Consider the following 17,575-nt stretch of genomic DNA (forward strand, 5'->3'; position numbering starts at 1 on the left):
CTGACTAAGGTCAGAGAATGGATGCCGAGCAGACCGAGATCGATCAGGTACGGCGGTTCAATCGCGCCGTCACCCAGCGCGTGGGCGTGCTCCACGACAACTATCTGGGCCGCGACCGCCCCATCGGCGAGGCCCGCCTGCTCTGGGAGGTGGGGGACCAGGGGCAGGACGTACGCCGGCTGCGCGAGCGCCTCGGCCTCGACTCCGGCTACGTCAGCCGCCTGTTGCGCGCCCTGGAGGCCGACGGTCTGGTGTCGGTGGAGCCGCACCCCGGCGACCGCAGGGTCCGCACGGTCCGGCTGACCGACGCGGGCCGCGCCGAGCGCGCCCTGCTCGACGAGCGCAGCGACGAACTCGCGGACTCCCTCCTGCGGCCGCTCAACACCGCGCAGCGCGCCCGGCTGGTCGCCGCCATGGCCGAGGTCGACCGGCTGCTCACCGCGGGAACGGTCACCCTGGACGCCGTCGACCCCGACCATCCGGACGCCCAGTACTGCCTGCGGTCCTACTTCACCGAGCTGCAGGAGCGCTTCGACACCGGCTTCGACCCCGCGCAGAGCCTGCTGCCCGACGCGGGCGGGCTGCGGCCGCCGCACGGCCTGTTCCTGGTCGCCAGGGCGCACGGCGAGCCCGTCGGCTGCGCCGGCCTCAAGCTGCCGGCCGACGCCCCGGCCGAGATCAAACGGATGTGGGTCGCGCCCGAGGCGCGCGGGCTCGGCCTGGGGCGGCGCTTCCTCACCGAACTGGAGGCGCTGGCCGCCCGCCACGGCCGCGACGTCCTGCGACTCGACACCAACAAGGCGCTGGACGCGGCGATCGGCCTGTACCACTCCTGCGGCTTCCAGGAGGTCCCGGCGTTCAACGACGAGCCGTACGCCCACCACTGGTTCGAGAAGCGGATCACGGGCACCTAGCCGTTCGGTAAGGCCGACGCAGCCCCTAATCGACGAGGCCATTTGCCTAAAGGGTTTAGGCAAATGCATAATCGCTTATGCCGAGAGAGGGGAACGTCATGGTGCGCGTGGGGCTGACCACGGAACGTCTGGTCCGGGCAGGGGCCGAGCTGGCCGACGAGGTCGGCTTCGACCAGGTGACCGTCTCGGCGCTCGCCCGCCGCTTCGACGTCAAGGTCGCGAGCCTGTACTCGCACGTCAAGAACTCCCAGGACCTCAAGACCGGGATCGCCCTGCTCGCCCTGGCCGAGCTCGCCGACCGGGGTGCCGACGCGCTGGCAGGCCGGGCGGGCAAGGACGCGCTGGCCGCCCTGGCGAACGTCTACCGCGACTACGCCCGGGAGCACCCCGGCCGCTACGCCGCCGCCCAGCTGCGGCTCACCCCCGAGGCGGCCGCCGCCAGCGCCGGTGGCCGGCACGCGGAGATGACGCGGGCCATCCTGCGCGGGTACGACCTGACGGAACCCGACCAGACGCACGCGGTCCGCCTCCTCGGCAGCGTCTTCCACGGCTACGTGAGCCTGGAGCTCGCGGGCGGGTTCAGCCACAGCGCGCCCGATTCGCAGGAGACATGGACGCGCGTCATTGACGCCCTTGACGCACTGTTGCGCAACTGGCCCGCGCCGTCCGCCTAGCCACCCCGTCCACACGCTTGATCAACAGGTTGAGGCAATGCATACCGAACACCACCACTGGACCACCACGCCCATCACCGCCGAGCTGCTGCGCGGCGCGCTCGACGTGGAACAGACCGAGCACGGCGTACTGCCGCACCGGCTCCCCGCCTGGGCCCGCGCCCAGAACACCGACGGTCAGCTCGCCATGGCCGAGTCCCAGCCCTCCGGCGTACGCCTGGCGTTCCGCACCCACGCCACCGAAATCGAGCTCGACACGCTGCCCACGAAGCGGTCCTACGTCGGCGCGCCGCCCCGCCCCGACGGCATCTACGATCTGCTCGTCGACGGCCGACCGGCCGGCAGCGCGACCGTGACAGGCGGCCACGTCCTGACCATCGACATGACCGCGGGAACCGCCGAGCGCACCGCCGGGGAGCCCGGCACCCTGCGCTTCGCCGACTTGCCCGACGGCATGAAGGACGTCGAGATCTGGTTGCCGCACAACGAGACCACCGAGCTCATCGCCCTGCGCACCGACGCCCCCGTCGAGCCCGCACGCGACCCGGGCCGCAAGGTGTGGCTGCACCACGGCAGTTCGATCAGCCACGGTTCCGACGCCGCGAGCCCCACCACCACGTGGCCCGCGCTCGCCGCGTCGCTCGGCGGTGTGGAGCTGATCAACCTCGGTCTGGCCGGCAGCGCCCTGCTCGACCCGTTCACCGCGCGAACCCTGCGGGACACCCCCGCCGACCTGATCAGCGTCAAGATCGGCATCAATGTGGTCAACGCCGACGTGATGCGGCTGCGCGCGTTCGCCCCCGCGGTGCACGGCTTCCTCGACACCATCCGCGAGGGGCACCCGGAGGCGCCCCTGCTGGTCGTCTCGCCGATCCTGTGCCCCATCCACGAGGACACCCCCGGACCCAGCGCGCCCGACTACAGCGAATTCGGTGAAGGGCGGCTCCGCTTCAAGGCCATGGGCGACCCCGCGGAACGCGCGACCGGCAAGCTCACCCTCAACGTCATCCGCGACGAGCTGGCCCGCATCGTGAAGCAGCGCTCCGCCGAAGACCCGCACCTCCACTACCTCGACGGCCGCGACCTGTACGGCCCCGACGACGCCGAGGAGCTCCCCCTCCCCGACGACCTCCACCCGGACGCCGCCACCCACCGCCGCATAGGCGAACGCTTCGCGACCCGCGCCTTCGCCCAGGGCGCCCCCTTCGCGGACACCGCGCCATAGCCCTTGCCACTTCACGACCTGACGGCTAGTCATATGACTAATCGAAACACCAAGGGCCATGCCGTAACGGCACAACTCCCTGGAGGGCACGTGAAGTTCTCCGTCATCTTCGAGGCGCAGCTCGCCGATCCGACCGTCGAGCGCGAGCATCAGGTCATCCATGACAGCGTCGAACAGGCCGTGCTCGCGGAGGAGATGGGGTTCGACCGCGTCTGGGCGGTCGAGCACCACTCCCTCAAGTGGTACGCGCACATGAGCGCGCCGGAAATCTTCCTGACCTGGGTCGCCGCACGCACCAGCACCATCCGGATCGGCCACGGCGTCGTCTGCATGCCGTTCAACTTCAACCACCCGGCAAGGGTCGCCGAGCGCGCCGCCATGCTGGACCTGCTCTCAGGAGGACGGCTCGACCTGGGCGCCGGGCGGGGCGGCACGGAGCAGGAGACGTCGCTCTGCGGAGTGGACAGGGAGCGCACGGCCCAAGAGGTCGAGGAAGCGCTGCGGATCATCGGGAAAGCGTGGGAGAAGGAGGAGTTGGAGCACCACGGCGAGCTCCTCGACATCGCCCCGCACCCCATCCTGCCGCGCCCGAAGCAGACCCCGCACCCGCCGCTCTTCCTCGCGTGCAGCAGGACCGAGACGCTGACGCAGGCGGCCGAACTCGGCATCGGCGCCCTGGTGATGGGCTTCGCGGGGCCCGAGTCGATCGCCGGGATGCGGCAGGCGTACGACGCCGCCGTCGCGGCCCGCACCGACGCCCGCCTCGTGTCGAGCGTCGTCAACGACCACTTCTCCGTGCTCTGTCCGACGATCGTGCTCGACGACCGGGAGGCGGCACGGCGCATTGGCATCCGCGGCCAGCGGTTCTTCGCGCAGTCCATCGGGCACTGGTACGGCGGCGCCGGCCTGCCCGACGAGGCGGTGGTCGAGGGCAGCGACGAGGCCGCCGAGATGCGCAAGGCCGCCGAGCAGGTCGTGGCACGCCTGCACGAGCAGAACATTCCGGTGCGGCCCACCTCGACCGCCACGTTCAACGCCGACCATGCGTACGGCACCGCCGACGACGCCATCGCCTACGTGGAGCGGCTCCGCGACGCCGGGGCCGACGAGATCATGTGCCTCGTCCAGATGGGCACCGTCCCGCAGGAAGCCTGCCTGGAAACCTTGCGGCAGTGGGGCGAGAAGGTCATCCCGCACTTCCGCGCCCGGGAACGGGAAGCGGCGGCGGCCGGCACGGCCCTGACCTGACCTGATGCCGCCCGAGCCCGCAGGGCCCCCGGACCGCCTCGACCCCCTCGCCCGCCCCCTCGTGGACGCCCTGACCGCAGCCTTCCCCGACCTCAGCGGCACCGTCACCGACGCCGTCGAGGCCCGGCGGATCCTGGCTGCCGCGCCCGCCTCGCCCGCCTCGGCAAAGACGCCGCCCGCCGTCGGAGCGGTCACGGACAGGACGATCCCGGGCCCGCCGGGCGCACCCGACATCCCCGTCCGCGTCTACCTCCCGCACCCGGACGCACATCAACACCCGCACCCCCGCCCCACCGTCGTCTTCTTCCACGGCGGCGGCTACACCCTCTGCGGCCTCGACTCCCACGACGCCACGGTCCGCGGTCTGGCCGCCCGTTCCGGTGCCGTCGTCGTCTCCGTCGGCTACCGCCTCGCCCCCGAACACCGGTTCCCGGCCGCCGTCGACGACGCGTACGCGGCGCTGCGCTGGGCCGCCGGTGAGAGCGCCGCCCTCGGCGGTGACCCGGACGCCCTCGTCACCGCGGGGGACAGCAGCGGAGGCGGGCTCGCGGCCGCCGTGACCCTCAGGGCGAGGGACGCGGGCGGACCCGCGGTCGCGCTGCAGGTCCTGCTCTATCCCGTCCTGGACGCCGCCCAGGACACCGTCTCCTACCGGGAGAACGCGGACGGATACTTCCTGACCGCCGCGCACATGCGCTGGTTCTGGGAGCAGTACCTCGGGCCCGACGGCGACGGCACGCACCCCCTCGCCTCACCGCTGCGGGCCGCCGACCTCACCGGGCTGCCGCCCGCGCACCTCCTCACGGCCGGCTGCGACCCGCTGCGCGACGAGGGGCTGGCGTACGCCGAGCGCCTGAGGGCAGCCGGAGTGAAGGTCACCCCGGCCCACTACCCCCACATGTTCCACGGCTTCCTCGGCTTCCCCGACGTACTCCCCGACGCGGCGAAGGCACTGCAGGAAGCGGCAGAAGCGATTGAGTCAGCGGCGAGCGGCAGGAAAAACAGCGGTATCGATGGGGGTGGCGCAGGATAATTTACGGAGACCCCCCTTGTCCCGGAGAACCTCGCATGCATACGGTGTCCTGACGCGAGGTTCTCCCGGGGAGGATGGGGCATGACGGAAATTCTTGTGCAGTCGGGCACGGAGGGCGCGGTTCTTTCCGCCGCCGAGCCCGGTGAGCGGGTGGTGGACCACCCGGCGTGGCCGGTGCTCAAGGGTGCCGTGGAGGAGATCCGGCCCTGGCAGTCGGCCGACGGCTCCATCGACTTCGAGGCGGCCGGCGCCCCGGCGAAGAGCATCGCCGAGCTCGCCGTGGACCGCGTGATCTCCGCGGTCGAGGAGCTCTCCCCGCTCCTGCCGCACGACGCCGCGTACCACCGCGCGCTCGTCGCGGACCTGCGCCGCTGGTCCGAGGGCGGCTTCGCCGTGCCGGACTTCCTCGACTCGCTGCTCGCCTTCCAGCCCGCGGCGAACCGCAGGGACGGCCTCCAGCACCTGGTCGTCTTCCCGATGTACACGCAGAACGGCAACCCCGACCGCAACCTCGAAGCGGTCGTGCTGCGCATGGTCTGGCCCGACTGGCTGGCCGAGCTCGAGCGCACGCGCTACGACAACCCGCTGTTCTGCGGCATCACCTTCGAGGACTTCACCGCCGGGTACGACACCAACTCCGCCGTCCTCTTCCCCGAGACCATCGCCGTGCGCGAGGCCCCCGAGCGCTTCTCCTGGGGCGGCATCTTCTGCGACCGCGAGGCGGCCCGCTTCCGCCGCGTCACCGAGGCCGCCGTGGACCTCCTCGGGCTCGAACTGCCCGACGACATCCGCGCGATGGTCGGCGACCAGGACCGCTGTCAGCAGGCGTTCGTCCTGTGGGACATGGTCCACGACCGCACCCACAGCCACGGCGACCTGCCGTTCGACCCCTTCATGATCAAGCAGCGCCAGCCGTTCTGGATGTACGGCCTCGAGGAGCTGCGCTGCGACCTCACCGCCTTCAAGGAGGCCGTGAAGCTGGAGGCCGAGGGCGTCCCGCAGGCACGCGACGTGCAGTACGCCGTCCTCTTCGACCGGATGTTCCGCTTCCCGGTCACCGGCGACCGCGTGAAGAACTACGACGGGCTCGGCGGCCAGCTCCTCTTCGCCTACCTCCACAAGCACGACGTGGTCCGCTGGACCGACAACCAGCTCAGGATCGACTGGCAGCGCGCGCCGGAGGTCACCAACCAGCTCTGCGGCGAGATCGAGGACCTCTACCGCGCGGGCATCGACCGCCCCAAGCTGGTCCACTGGTTCGCCGCGTACGACCTGGTGTCCACGTACCTCGCCCCGCACCCCGGCTCGCGCTGGGCCAAGGGCCCGGACGCCCTTGACACGTCGCTGCCGCCGCGCAAACTCGTCGACGAGGTGCTTCCCGACGAGTTTCCGCTCAGCATGTTCTATGAGGCGCTCTCCAAGAAGCTGAAGCACGTGATCGCCTCCACCAAGGGGATCACCGCTTCCACGGGCGCCGAGAAGGCCGCCGCGTGAGCGGCCGCCAGGAGGAGGCGAGGAAGATGTCCGCACTCGATGGAGCCGTGGTCGCGGTGGCCGGAGCCGCCGGACCCGCGGGACGCGCCACCCTGCTGAGGCTCGCGGAGGCCGGTGCCACGGTCGTGGCCTCCGACGCCGATCCCGCCCGCCTCGCCGAGGCCGTGGACGCCGCGCGGTACGCGCACGGCGGGGCGACCGTCGTCGGCGACACGGTCGACCTCCTCGATCTGAGCGCCGCCCGCGAGTGGGCGACGCGCACGGAGAAGGAGTTCGGCCGGATCGACGGCCTGGTGCATCTCGTCGGCGGCTGGCGCGGCAGCAAGAGCTTCGCCGAGACCAAGCTCGAGGACTGGGACCACCTGGAAAACCTCCTGATCCGCACCGTGCAGCACACCTCCCTCGCCTTCGAGGAGGGCCTGCGGCGCAGCGACCGCGGCCGCTACCTGCTGATCAGCGCGGCGGGCGCGTCGAAGCCGACCGCGGGCAACGCGGCGTACGCCGCCTCCAAGGCGGCGGCCGAGGCCTGGACGCTCGCCCTCGCCGACGCCTTCCGCAAGGCGGGGGGCGACGAAGGACCGCGCGCGGCGGCTGCCATCCTGGTGGTCAAGGCGTTGGTGCACGACGCGATGCGCGAGGCCAAGCCCGACGCGAAGTTCGCGGGCTTCACGGACGTCAAGGAGCTGGCCGAGGCCATCGCCGGCGTCTGGGAGAAGCCTGCCAAGGAAGTGAACGGAAACCGCCTGTGGCTGACCGAGAAGCCGTGACCGCTGCCGCCCGAGAAGCCGTGAACCCGCCGAGGACGGACGCCCGGCGCCACCACGACCCGGACGTCCGCGGCTTCGCCAGCGACAACTACGCGGGCGCGCACCCGGAGGTCATGGCCGCCCTCGCCCTCGCCAACGGCGGTCACCAGATCGCGTACGGCGAGGACGACTACACGGCCAGTCTCCAGCAGGTGATCCGCGGCCACTTCGGACCGACCGCCGAGGCCTTCCCCGTCTTCAACGGCACGGGCGCCAACGTCGTCGCGCTCCAGGCGCTCGCCGACCGCTGGGGCGCGGTGATCTGCGCCGAGTCCGCGCACATCAACGTGGACGAGGGCGGCGCCCCCGAGCGCATGGCAGGCCTCAAGCTGCTCACCGTGCCGACGCCGGACGGCAAGCTCACCCCCGAGCTGATCGACAAGCAGGCGTTCGGCTGGGACGACGAGCACCGCGCGATGCCGCAGGTCGTCTCGATCGCGCAGAACACCGAACTGGGCACGCTCTACACGCCCGAGGAGATCCGCGCGATCTGCGACCACGCGCACCGGCTCGGCATGAAGGTGCACCTCGACGGCTCCCGGATAGCCAACGCCGCCGCCTCGCTCGACGTCCCGATGCGGACGTTCACGAACGCGGTCGGCGTCGACATCCTGTCGCTCGGCGGCACCAAGAACGGCGCGCTGTTCGGCGAGGCCGTCGTGGTCATCAACCAGGACGCCGTGCGCCACATGAAGCACCTGCGCAAGATGTCGATGCAGCTCGCCTCGAAGATGCGCTTCGTGTCGGTGCAGCTGGAGGCCCTGCTCGCCAAGGACCTGTGGCTGCGCAACGCCCGGCACGCCAACGAGATGGCACAGCGCCTCGCCGAGGGCGTCCGCTCCGTGCCCGGCGTGGAGATCCTCTACCCCGTGCAGGCCAACGCCGTCTTCGCCCGCCTGCCGCACGACGTGAGCGAGCGCCTCCAGAAGAAGTACCGCTTCTACTTCTGGGACGAGGCGGCGGGCGACGTCCGCTGGATGTGCGCGTTCGACACCCGTCAGGAAGACGTGGACGGGTTCCTGGCGGCGCTCAAGGAGGAGATGGCCCGCTGACGGCTGCCTCTCCCACTGCATAAAGCTGCATAGATATACGGTCGACCGTAAAGTCATTGACGTACGGGCGGCCGTATTCCTATGCTCCCGTGGCATGCAGCTGATCCAGGAAAACCCCGACCTGTCTGCGTACTTGGCGGCGGACGAGGTCGTCGACCACCATCATCCGCTGGTCCGCGAGACGGCGGCCGCTCTCGCAAAAACATCCGCCGATACGTACGCCTACGCACGCGCCGCCTTCGAGTTCGTGCGCGACGCCATTCCGCACTCGCAGGACTCCGGCCGCATGGAGGTCACCTGGCGCGCCTCCGACGTGCTGCGCGAACGGACCGGCATCTGCACCGCCAAGTCCCACGCGCTGGCCGCCCTGCTGCGGGCCGAGGACATCCCGACGGGGTTCTGCTACCAGCGCCTGCGGGACGACAACACCAGCGGCTACTCCTTGCACGGCCTGGTCGCCGTGCGGCTCGACGGCGCCTGGCACCGGCAGGACCCGCGCGGCAACATCCCGGCCGGCGTCGACGCGCAGTTCCGCCTCGGCGAGGAACAGCTGGCCTGGCCGGTGGACCCGGAGTCCAATGAAGTGGACTATCCGGTCCTCTATGCTGAACCGAGTCCCGTGGCGCTCCGCGTGCTCAAAGAGGCCAGGGACCGACTCCACCTCTGGCAGATCTACCCCGCAGAACTGTGAGGCACGACGGACCATGACCATCGACCTGACCGTCTCCGACGAGGTCCGCGCCCTCGCGCCCGGCTTCACCCACGTCGCCGTCGACGCCCGTGGGCTCGTCAACGGCCCCAGCACGGAGGCCACCTCCGCCCTCCTCGACGACGCCGCCCGCCGGCTGGCCGTACGCCTCGACGGGCGCGCCCCGCACGAGGACCCGCACATGATCGCCTGGCGCGCCGCGTACACGGCCTTCGGCGCGAAGCCCTCGCGTACCCGCAACTCCGCCGAGGCGCTGGCCAAGCGCGCGCTCGCCGACGGCGGCCTGCCGCGGATCAACACGCTCGTCGACGTCTACAACGCCATCAGCGTGGCCCACCTGATCCCGGTCGGTGGTGAGGACCTGGACCGGATCAAGGGCGGCATGCGCCTCGTGCGGGCCACCGGGGACGAGGAGTTCGTGACCGCGGCCGCGGGGGAGCGGGTCGTGGAGCACCCCGACGCGGGCGAGGTCGTGTGGTGCGACGACGAGGGCGTCACCTGCCGCCGCTGGAACTGGCGCCAGGGCCCGCGCACCCGCCTCACCGAGGAGTCGGTGAACGCGATCTTCCTGCTCGAAGGCATGGGACAGGACGCCGGCCTCGAAGCGGCGGCCGCCGAACTGGCCGAACTCCTGGCGAAGACCAGCCCGGGCGCACGGATCACCGTCCGCCCGCCGCGCTAGCGCCGCGGCCGGTTCAGCCGGCCTCGGCGGCCTTCACCTCGGCCGGGGTCGGCGCGGTGCCGCCCAGGTGCGCCGGCATCCACCAGGTGTCGTCCGGACCCTTGGGGCGCACCGGATAGGCGCGCTGCGCGGCCTCCAGGAGCTCCTGGCAGCGCTCGCGCAGCCGCCGGGTGATCGCACCCGCGTACTGGTCCTTCGGCGCCTCCACCGGCTCGCCGACCCGGATCGTGATCGGCAGGTGGCTGCGCTTGAAGTTGCGCGGGTGACCCTTGGTCCACAGCCGCTGCGTGCCCCACAGGGCCATCGGGATCAGCGGCACCCCGGCCTCCTGGGCCAGCCGCGCGGCACCGGACTTGAACGTCTTCAGCGTGAACGACTGCGAGATCGTCGCCTCGGGAAAGACGCCGATGATCTCCCCGGAGCGCAGCGAGTCCAGCGCGTGCGCGTACGCCGTCTCGCCCTTGTCGCGGTCGACGGGAATGTGCTTCATCCCGCGCATCAGCGGCCCGGAGATCTTGTGCCGGAACACCGACTCCTTCGCCATGAACCGCACCACGCGCTTCTGCGGCAGCGCGGCGAGCCCGTCGAAGATGAAGTCGAGGTAGCTGATGTGGTTGCTGACGAGAACCGCCCCGCCGGAGCGCGGGATGTTCTCCGACCCCTTGCAGTCGATCTTCAGGTCCCATGCCTTGAACAGGGTTTTCGCGGCACCGATGACCGGACGGTAGACAAGCTCTGCCATGGGTGGGGATGACCCTTCGTTTTTGCCTGGGGAGGGGGTTCCCGGCGGGAAGTTACGCAGCCGTAGGTTTTTCGGCGTTGCGCAGATCGTGCCCCAATAACGGACGAGTGACCAGCCTTGGTGCCTTCAATCCGCGAGATTCTCGTCACGTAGGAATCATCCGCGGCCTGCGGATGCTGTACTCCAGAGCGATCGGAACAGGCGTGCGGCAGAGCGCGTCGGGGCGGAGGCAGACGTGCGGACAGGCGGGACCGGGCGACCGCTCGGCGCGGCGGACATCGGCGAGCGGCTCGGGGAGCGGGCCACACTCGTGCAGTTCTCCAGCGCCTTCTGCCAGCCCTGCCGGGCGACCCGCAGAGTGCTCGCGGACGTGGCGGAGATGGTCCCCGGCGTGACCCACGTGGAGATCGACGCCGAGGCACGGCTCGATCTCGTACGGGAGCTGCGCGTCCTCAAGACCCCCACCGTGCTCGTCCTGGACGCGACGGGGCAGGTGGTGCGCCGGGCCGCCGGACAGCCCCGCAGAGCCGATGTGATCGCCGCGCTGGGGGAGGCCGTGTGACCGGGTGCCGCGCGGGTCGCGAGGGGCGGCCCGGGAGCGTGACGCTTCTTTCACCTTGCGGAACGGACTTGACTGCACGCGGCATCTATCGCGAGCCTGCCTCCATGCCCCGGGATCTCCTTCTGTACGAGCGCGTCCACGTGGACCTCGGCCGCCACGCCAGCGCGCGCTGTCCGCAGTGCTGAGCAACGACGCCTCCGCTCGCACCTCCGGCAACCCCCGGCAGAAGGACAACTCCATGACGGCATCGTCAGCCCTCACCACCCCCCGGCTCGCCACGCCCGAGCTGCTGCGCTCGGTATTCCGGCAGCACGCCGCGGGCGTCGCCGTGATCACCGCCACGCACGGCGCCCGGCCCGTCGGCTTCACCGCCACCTCGCTCGCCTCGGTCTCCGCGGAGCCCCCGATGCTGTCCTTCGGCATCGGCACGGGCTCCTCCTGCTGGCCCGCGCTCTCCGAGGCCACGCACGTCGGCGTCCACGTGCTCGCCGAACGGCAGCAGGAACTCGCCGCGACGTTCGCGCGGAGCGGCGCCGACCGCTTCGGCGCGCCCACGAGCTGGCGCGCGGGGCCCGAGGGCGTGCCCGTGCTCGACGGCGCGCTCGCCTGGCTGGTGTGCCGGATCGTCGCGCGCGTGCCCGCGGGCGACCACCGCATCGTGCTCGCGGAGGCCGTCGTCGGCGACCGCGAGGAGGAGGGGCGCCCGCTCCTATACCACCAGGGGCGCTTCAACGCGCTGCGCGACTGAGAGTTCCCGCGGAAGGGGCGCTCCGGGTGATTACGGAGCGTTGGGAAGGTCACAGTTCAAAGCGCTTGCTCAGTGGGAATGAACTGGGTGTACTCATGAGTAATATTTCGTTCGGAGCGCGGGCCGCCCCGACCGGGATCCGCCGCTTCAGGCGCCTATGCTGCCTGCAAGAAGGCAGTAGCCATAGCCGAGGCAGCAGCCCAATAAAGACGATGCAGTAGGAGAGCCGGCGTGAGCTTGAGGATCGTTGTCTGTGTGAAGTACGTGCCCGACGCCACCGGCGACCGGCACTTCGCCGATGACCTGACCGTCGACCGCGACGACGTCGACGGCCTGCTGTCGGAGCTCGACGAGTACGCGGTCGAGCAGGCGCTGCAGATCGCCGACGAGGCGGACGACGCGGAGATCACCGTGCTGACCGTCGGCCCCGAGGACGCCAAGGACGCGCTGCGCAAGGCGCTCTCCATGGGCGCCGACAAGGCCGTCCACGTCGAGGACGACGACCTGCACGGCACCGACGTGATGGGCACCTCGCTGGTGCTCGCCAAGGCCATCGAGAAGACCGGTTACGACCTGGTCATCGCCGGTATGGCCTCCACCGACGGCACCATGGGCGTGCTGCCGGCGATCCTCGCGGAGCGCCTCGGCGTCCCGCAGGTCACGCTGCTCTCCGAGGTCTCGGTCGAGGACGGTGTGGTCAAGGGCCGTCGTGACGGCGACTCCGCCAGCGAGCAGCTGGAGGCATCCCTGCCGGCCGTCGTGTCCGTGACGGACCAGTCGGGCGAGGCCCGCTACCCGTCCTTCAAGGGCATCATGGCCGCCAAGAAGAAGCCGGTGGAGTCGCTCGACCTGGACGACCTGGACATCGACGCCGAAGAGGTCGGCCTCGAGGGTGCCTGGACCAAGGTCGACTCCGCCGCCGAGCGTCCGGCCCGCACGGCCGGCACGATCGTCAAGGACGAGGGCGAGGGCGGCAAGCAGCTGGCCGAGTTCCTCGCCGGCCAGAAGTTCATCTGAGCTTCAGTCATCCCCTCAACCGCCCAACTTCTTCGTACCGCAGGAGATTGAAGTCCCATGGCTGAAGTTCTCGTCTACGTCGACCACGTGGACGGCGCCGTCCGCAAGCCCACCCTGGAGCTGCTGACCCTGGCCCGCCGCGTCGGCGAGCCCGTCGCCGTCGCCCTGGGTGCCGGCGCCGAGGCCACCGCCGCCACGCTCGCCGAGCACGGCGCGGTGAAGGTCCTCACCGCCGACGCCCCCGAGTTCGCCGACTACCTCGTCGTACCGAAGGTGGACGCGCTCCAGGCCGCGTACGACGCCGTGTCCCCGGCCGCCGTGCTCTTCCCCTCGTCCGCCGAGGCCAAGGAGATCGCGGCCCGCCTCGCGGTCCGCATCAAGTCCGGCATCATCACGGACGCCGTCGACCTGGAGGCCGGCGACGAGGGCCCGGTGGCCACGCAGTCCGTGTTCGCCGCCTCGTACACCACCAAGTCCCGGGTCTCCCGGGGCACCCCGGTCATCACGGTCAAGCCGAACTCGGCCGCCGTGGAGGCCGCCCCGGCCGCGGGCACCGTCGAGGCCCTGTCCGTCTCCTTCTCCGAGAAGGCCACCGGCACCAAGGTCGTCGGGCGCACCCCGCGCGAGTCGACGGGCCGCCCTGAGCTGACCGAGGCCGCGATCGTGGTCTCCGGCGGCCGCGGTGTCAACGGCGCCGAGAACTTCTCGATCATCGAGGCCCTCGCCGACTCGCTCGGTGCCGCTGTCGGCGCCTCGCGCGCCGCGGTCGACGCCGGCTGGTACCCGCACTCCAACCAGGTCGGCCAGACGGGCAAGTCGGTCTCCCCGCAGCTGTACATCGCGTCCGGCATCTCCGGCGCGATCCAGCACCGCGCCGGCATGCAGACCTCGAAGACCATCGTCGCCATCAACAAGGACGCCGAGGCCCCGATCTTCGACCTCGTCGACTACGGCGTGGTCGGCGACCTGTTCGAGGTCGTCCCGCAGCTCACCGAAGAGGTCAAGTCCCGCAAGGGCTGACCCCGCTGTCGGTACGAGGCCCTCGCCCCCGCGCACAGCGGAGCGGGGGCCTCGCCGCGTCACAGCGTCATCGTGACCTGGACGGCCCAGTGGTCGCTCGGGTACTGCCCGCCGAGCGAGAAGGTGTTCACCGACGCCGCGTGCACCGTCGCCGTCGGCCTCGTCAGGACCCAGTCGATGCGCCCGCCGCCCAGGACGGGCGGCCGGTAACCGCCGAACGTGCCGTACGCCGGGCCGCGTTCCTTGGCGGCGTCCCAGGTGTCGACGAGACCGGCGCCCAGCATCGTGGTGTAGACGGAGTTGTCGTGCGCCGTCGCGTTGAAGTCGCCCGTCACGATGAGTGGCGTGGTCGTCTTCATCAGGGCGATGCGCTCCACCATGAGGCTCGCGGAACGCTCGCGCGCGTCCTGGCTGACGTGGTCGAAGTGCGTGTTCAGGACGTACAGCTGGGTGTTCGTGACCAGGTCGAGGAAGCGCACCCAGGAAGCCATGCGGGGCGAGTTGGCCCCCCAGGTGTTCGAAGCGATGGTGTACGGGGTGTCCGACAGCCAGAAGTGTTCGTACTCGAGCGGGAACAGCCGGCGGTTGTCGTAGAAGACGGCCATGAACTCGTCGCGGCTGCCGCCCCCGACACCCGTGCCGACCCAGTCGTAGTTCGAGCCGAGGTCCGTCTCGATGTCCTGCAACTGGTAGTAGAGGCCCTCCTGGGTGCCGATGACGTGCGGCTGGGCGCGCAGGAGCATCTCCTTCATGACCGGGCGGCGCTCGGCCCAGGTGTGCGGTGGCCTGTTGCTCGCGAAGCGGACGTTGTACGACATGACCTCCAGGCGCGCCTCCGGATCCTCCGGCGCTTCGGCGGCGTGGGCCGGGCTGCCGGACAGCGCCTTGCCCGACAGTGGGACCGCCACGGCGGCGGCGAGCGCCGTCCGCAGGACGGAACGGCGCGTGAAGGGGGAGTCGATGGGCACGCAAGCTCCTTGAGTTCGGTCCGCGCGGCCGGCACCGGGGTCGCGGGAGGATGTGGGCCACAGACTGGCCGCGTCGGTCCCCGCCGGGGTACGGGACACGCGTCAACGCGCGCGGTCCGCTACGGATGCAGGACACGGGAAGGTGTTGACCAGCACGAAGGTCACGGATAACTTCGCTATACGGATTGTTGATTCCGTGAAGCGGAAATGCCGGGCGCGGCACCGAGCGTGTGGAGGATGCAGGAATGGGTCAGCAAGAGAAGGTGGCGACGAGCCTCGCCGGCGCGGTCAGCGAAGGCATCAGCGCTTCCCTCGCCCCGGTGGACGCGGAGCTCGACCGCCGCTACCCCGGCGACCCCGGCACCCGCCAGCCCGTCCACACCGTGTACGTCCCCGGTCAGCAGTTCGCCGCCGACACCATCCGCACCTGGGGCGACAAGGCCCTGGAGATGCTCGACGAGCACGCCCCGGACGCCGCGTCCTTCGCCGCCGTCCTCGGCCTGGACGACGACCTGGCCGACGCCGTCTACACGCGCGTGCGCACCAAGCTGCAGCGCGAGCCGATCGAAGACCTGCGCATCGACTTCGAGGACGGCTACAAGGGCACCGACGAGGACCAGGACGCCGCCCGCGCCGCCCGCCTGGTCGCCGAGGCGTACAAGAACGGCACCGCCGCCCCGTACATGGGCATCCGCATGAAGTGCATGGAGGAGGCGGTACGCGACCGCGGCATCCGCACCCTCGACGTCTTCCTGTCCGGCCTCATGGAGGCGGGCGGCCTGCCCGACGGACTCGTCCTCACCCTGCCCAAGGTGACGTACCCCGAGCAGGTCACCGCGATGGTGCGCCTCCTGGAGGAGTTCGAGAAGGCGCGCGGCCTGGAGCGGGGCCGCATCGGCTTCGAGATCCAGATCGAGACCAGCCAGTCCATCCTCGCCACCGACGGCACCGCCGCCGTCGCCCGCATGATCCAGGCCGCCGAGGGCCGCGCGACGGGGCTGCACTACGGCACCTTCGACTACAGCGCCTGCCTGCACGTCAGCGCCGCCTACCAGGCCAGCGACCACCCGGCCGCCGACCACGCCAAGGCCGTCATGCAGGTCGCCGCCGCCGGCACGGGAGTACGCGTCTCGGACGGCTCCACCAACGTCCTGCCCGTCGGCACCACCGAGCAGGTCCACGACGCCTGGCGGCTGCACTACGGCCTCACCCGGCGCGCCCTGGCCCGCGCCTACTACCAGGGCTGGGACATGCACCCCGGCCACATCCCCACGCGCTACGCCGCGGTGTTCGCGTTCTACCGCGAGGGCTTCGAAGCTGCCGCCGCCCGCCTGGCCACCTACGCCGGTCACCACGAGGGCGGCGGCGTGGCCGACGAGCCCGCCACCGCCAAGGCCCTCGCCGGCTACCTGCTGCGCGGCCTCGACTGCGGCGCCCTCGACGCCGGCGAGGTCACCCGGCTCACCGGCCTCACCCTGGCCCGCCTGCAGGGCTTCGCGGGCCCGCGCCGCGGCGACCTCACGGGGTCGGGCAAGTAACATCGGCCTCCGTCGTCCCGGCTGCCCTGCCGGGACAGGGCGGGAAGCGAGCCGATGGACGGAACCCCTGGCGCAGGCGACACCGAGGCGCTGTACGCCCGCGTGGCGGCCGCCACCGCCGCCGCGACCGGCACGTCGTACCGGTTGCGGCGCACGGAGCCGGGGTTCGACCTGATCGTGGACGTCCCGCAGGTGGGCCGACGCGTCACACAGGTGCACACCTACCGCGTCCAACTGCGCCCGCGGGAGAAGACCTTCACCATCACGGACATCGTCCGCACCGACGAGCGCGGCCCGTTCGGAGTGCCGCAGAGCACAGTGGAGATCGGCCGGAGCCGCTACCGCACGTGGAGCCGCTCACTGGACGGCAGTGAGCGGACCTCCTTCTCGTCCGCCGACGGCCACCGCCTGATCCGCGGCGCGGCCGAGGAACTGGGCTGGACGGAGCTCCGGCCCGCAGGTCAGCGGAACGCCCTCGTCGTCGGAGCCGTCGGCGGAGCGCTGGCACTCGGCACGCTGATCTCCCTCGCCGTCGTCTTCTGGCTGTAGCCGACCCGCCGTCAGAGCCGTTCCCCCGGCCAGTCGACGCAGGACACGACCTCGAACCCCCTGCTGGGGAAGACGGAGTCCATGAAGAAGTCGTGCACCGCCACATCGCCGTCGGCGCACCCGTCCCGCAGCACGGTCACGCGGTAGTCGCGGTCCGCCGCGTCGTAGCACGTCGCGGCCACCATCGCGCTGGTCGCGACGCCGGCGACCGCGAGCGCGCTGATGCCCCGCGCGCGGAGCACGAGTTCGAGATCCGTGCCGGCGAACGCGCTGGCGCGGCGTTTCAGCACGACGACGTCCTCGTCCTCGACCGGCAGAGCGATCCCCGTCCCGGCCGACCCCTCGTGGAAGGTGTCCCCGGCTTCGTGGAACGTCCTGAACAGTTCGTTGTCCGGCGGCAGGTCGGATCCGTTGTCGCGGACGGCGAAGTGCACGAACACGACGAGGACGCCGGCCGCGCGGGCACGGGGGATCAGTTCGGTGAGCGGCGGCACGACACGCCTGGCGAAGGGGTAGCCGTTCACGATGCCCTGCTGGATGTCGCCGACAATCAATGCGGTGGTCATGACAGGCTCCCTGCCCCGAGTCGGCCGA

19 protein-coding genes are annotated in these 17,575 nt (G+C 71.1%); 16 read left to right on the forward strand and 3 right to left on the reverse strand.

Features of this window, described 5'->3' with window-relative positions:
- The first annotated feature begins 17 nt into the window (after positions 1–17).
- The 10 genes from ACZ7LU_RS18155 to ACZ7LU_RS18200 all read left to right on the forward strand — a co-directional run bounded on the left by ACZ7LU_RS18155 (position 18) and on the right by ACZ7LU_RS18200 (position 9,837).
- Positions 18–914: a GNAT family N-acetyltransferase gene (locus ACZ7LU_RS18155; protein ID WP_468090285.1), complete on the forward strand. Its 897-nt coding sequence runs from the start codon at positions 18–20 to the stop codon at positions 912–914.
- A gap of 98 nt (positions 915–1,012) precedes the next feature.
- Entirely contained in the window at positions 1,013–1,588 is a 576-nt protein-coding gene (locus ACZ7LU_RS18160) for a TetR/AcrR family transcriptional regulator (protein ID WP_398308329.1), read from the forward strand.
- A 37-nt stretch (positions 1,589–1,625) separates the two neighbouring features.
- Positions 1,626–2,813, forward strand: coding sequence for a GDSL-type esterase/lipase family protein (locus ACZ7LU_RS18165; RefSeq protein WP_471917209.1), 1,188 nt, complete (start codon positions 1,626–1,628; stop codon positions 2,811–2,813).
- Between the two features lie 90 nt (positions 2,814–2,903).
- Entirely contained in the window at positions 2,904–4,061 is a 1,158-nt protein-coding gene (locus tag ACZ7LU_RS18170) for an LLM class flavin-dependent oxidoreductase (RefSeq protein WP_471917210.1), read from the forward strand.
- Positions 4,062–4,065: 4 nt separating this feature from the next.
- Positions 4,066–5,094 carry an alpha/beta hydrolase gene (locus ACZ7LU_RS18175; RefSeq protein ID WP_471917211.1) on the forward strand — a complete coding sequence of 343 codons (1,029 nt, stop codon included), beginning with the start codon at positions 4,066–4,068 and terminating at the stop codon, positions 5,092–5,094.
- Positions 5,095–5,175: 81 nt separating this feature from the next.
- Positions 5,176–6,588, forward strand: coding sequence for a DUF6421 family protein (locus ACZ7LU_RS18180; protein WP_471917212.1), 1,413 nt, complete (start codon positions 5,176–5,178; stop codon positions 6,586–6,588).
- A 26-nt stretch (positions 6,589–6,614) separates the two neighbouring features.
- Positions 6,615–7,355 (forward strand): SDR family NAD(P)-dependent oxidoreductase, encoded by a 741-nt coding sequence (locus ACZ7LU_RS18185; RefSeq protein WP_398308319.1) that lies wholly within the window; start codon positions 6,615–6,617, stop codon positions 7,353–7,355.
- 20 nt (positions 7,356–7,375) lie between these two features.
- On the forward strand, positions 7,376–8,446 hold the full coding sequence (locus ACZ7LU_RS18190) for a threonine aldolase family protein (protein ID WP_471917756.1): 1,071 nt from the start codon (positions 7,376–7,378) through the stop codon (positions 8,444–8,446).
- 94 nt (positions 8,447–8,540) lie between these two features.
- On the forward strand, positions 8,541–9,137 hold the full coding sequence (locus ACZ7LU_RS18195) for a transglutaminase-like domain-containing protein (RefSeq protein WP_468562932.1): 597 nt from the start codon (positions 8,541–8,543) through the stop codon (positions 9,135–9,137).
- Between the two features lie 13 nt (positions 9,138–9,150).
- Entirely contained in the window at positions 9,151–9,837 is a 687-nt protein-coding gene (locus ACZ7LU_RS18200) for a B3/4 domain-containing protein (RefSeq protein ID WP_398308315.1), read from the forward strand.
- A 13-nt stretch (positions 9,838–9,850) separates the two neighbouring features.
- On the opposite strand, the gene ACZ7LU_RS18205 is transcribed toward ACZ7LU_RS18200, so the two are convergent.
- Positions 9,851–10,579: a lysophospholipid acyltransferase family protein gene (locus tag ACZ7LU_RS18205; protein WP_398308313.1), complete on the reverse strand. Its 729-nt coding sequence runs from the start codon at positions 10,577–10,579 to the stop codon at positions 9,851–9,853.
- Between the two features lie 235 nt (positions 10,580–10,814).
- On the opposite strand from ACZ7LU_RS18205, the gene ACZ7LU_RS18210 reads away from it, so the two are divergent.
- The 4 genes from ACZ7LU_RS18210 to ACZ7LU_RS18225 all read left to right on the forward strand — a co-directional run bounded on the left by ACZ7LU_RS18210 (position 10,815) and on the right by ACZ7LU_RS18225 (position 13,926).
- Positions 10,815–11,141: a thioredoxin family protein gene (locus tag ACZ7LU_RS18210; RefSeq protein WP_398308312.1), complete on the forward strand. Its 327-nt coding sequence runs from the start codon at positions 10,815–10,817 to the stop codon at positions 11,139–11,141.
- A gap of 238 nt (positions 11,142–11,379) precedes the next feature.
- Entirely contained in the window at positions 11,380–11,889 is a 510-nt protein-coding gene (locus tag ACZ7LU_RS18215) for a flavin reductase family protein (protein ID WP_398308310.1), read from the forward strand.
- A gap of 231 nt (positions 11,890–12,120) precedes the next feature.
- Complete coding sequence (locus ACZ7LU_RS18220) at positions 12,121–12,906, forward strand: electron transfer flavoprotein subunit beta/FixA family protein (protein WP_365360227.1); 786 nt, start codon at positions 12,121–12,123, stop codon at positions 12,904–12,906.
- A 57-nt stretch (positions 12,907–12,963) separates the two neighbouring features.
- Positions 12,964–13,926, forward strand: coding sequence for an electron transfer flavoprotein subunit alpha/FixB family protein (locus tag ACZ7LU_RS18225; protein WP_468562940.1), 963 nt, complete (start codon positions 12,964–12,966; stop codon positions 13,924–13,926).
- Positions 13,927–13,985: 59 nt separating this feature from the next.
- Here ACZ7LU_RS18225 and ACZ7LU_RS18230 read toward each other — a convergent pair whose 3' ends face one another.
- Positions 13,986–14,894: an endonuclease/exonuclease/phosphatase family protein gene (locus tag ACZ7LU_RS18230; RefSeq protein ID WP_470981741.1), complete on the reverse strand. Its 909-nt coding sequence runs from the start codon at positions 14,892–14,894 to the stop codon at positions 13,986–13,988.
- A 245-nt stretch (positions 14,895–15,139) separates the two neighbouring features.
- Between ACZ7LU_RS18230 and ACZ7LU_RS18235 the strand changes: the two genes are divergently transcribed.
- On the forward strand, positions 15,140–16,432 hold the full coding sequence (locus tag ACZ7LU_RS18235; protein WP_471917213.1) for a DUF6986 family protein: 1,293 nt from the start codon (positions 15,140–15,142) through the stop codon (positions 16,430–16,432).
- A 54-nt stretch (positions 16,433–16,486) separates the two neighbouring features.
- Positions 16,487–16,981 carry a hypothetical protein gene (locus tag ACZ7LU_RS18240; protein ID WP_471917214.1) on the forward strand — a complete coding sequence of 165 codons (495 nt, stop codon included), beginning with the start codon at positions 16,487–16,489 and terminating at the stop codon, positions 16,979–16,981.
- An 11-nt stretch (positions 16,982–16,992) separates the two neighbouring features.
- Here ACZ7LU_RS18240 and ACZ7LU_RS18245 read toward each other — a convergent pair whose 3' ends face one another.
- Positions 16,993–17,547 carry a cysteine hydrolase family protein gene (locus tag ACZ7LU_RS18245; protein WP_468715631.1) on the reverse strand — a complete coding sequence of 185 codons (555 nt, stop codon included), beginning with the start codon at positions 17,545–17,547 and terminating at the stop codon, positions 16,993–16,995.
- Between the last annotated feature and the right edge of the window lie 28 nt (positions 17,548–17,575).

It is taken from the genome of Streptomyces sp. NPDC039462 (assembly GCF_055639375.1).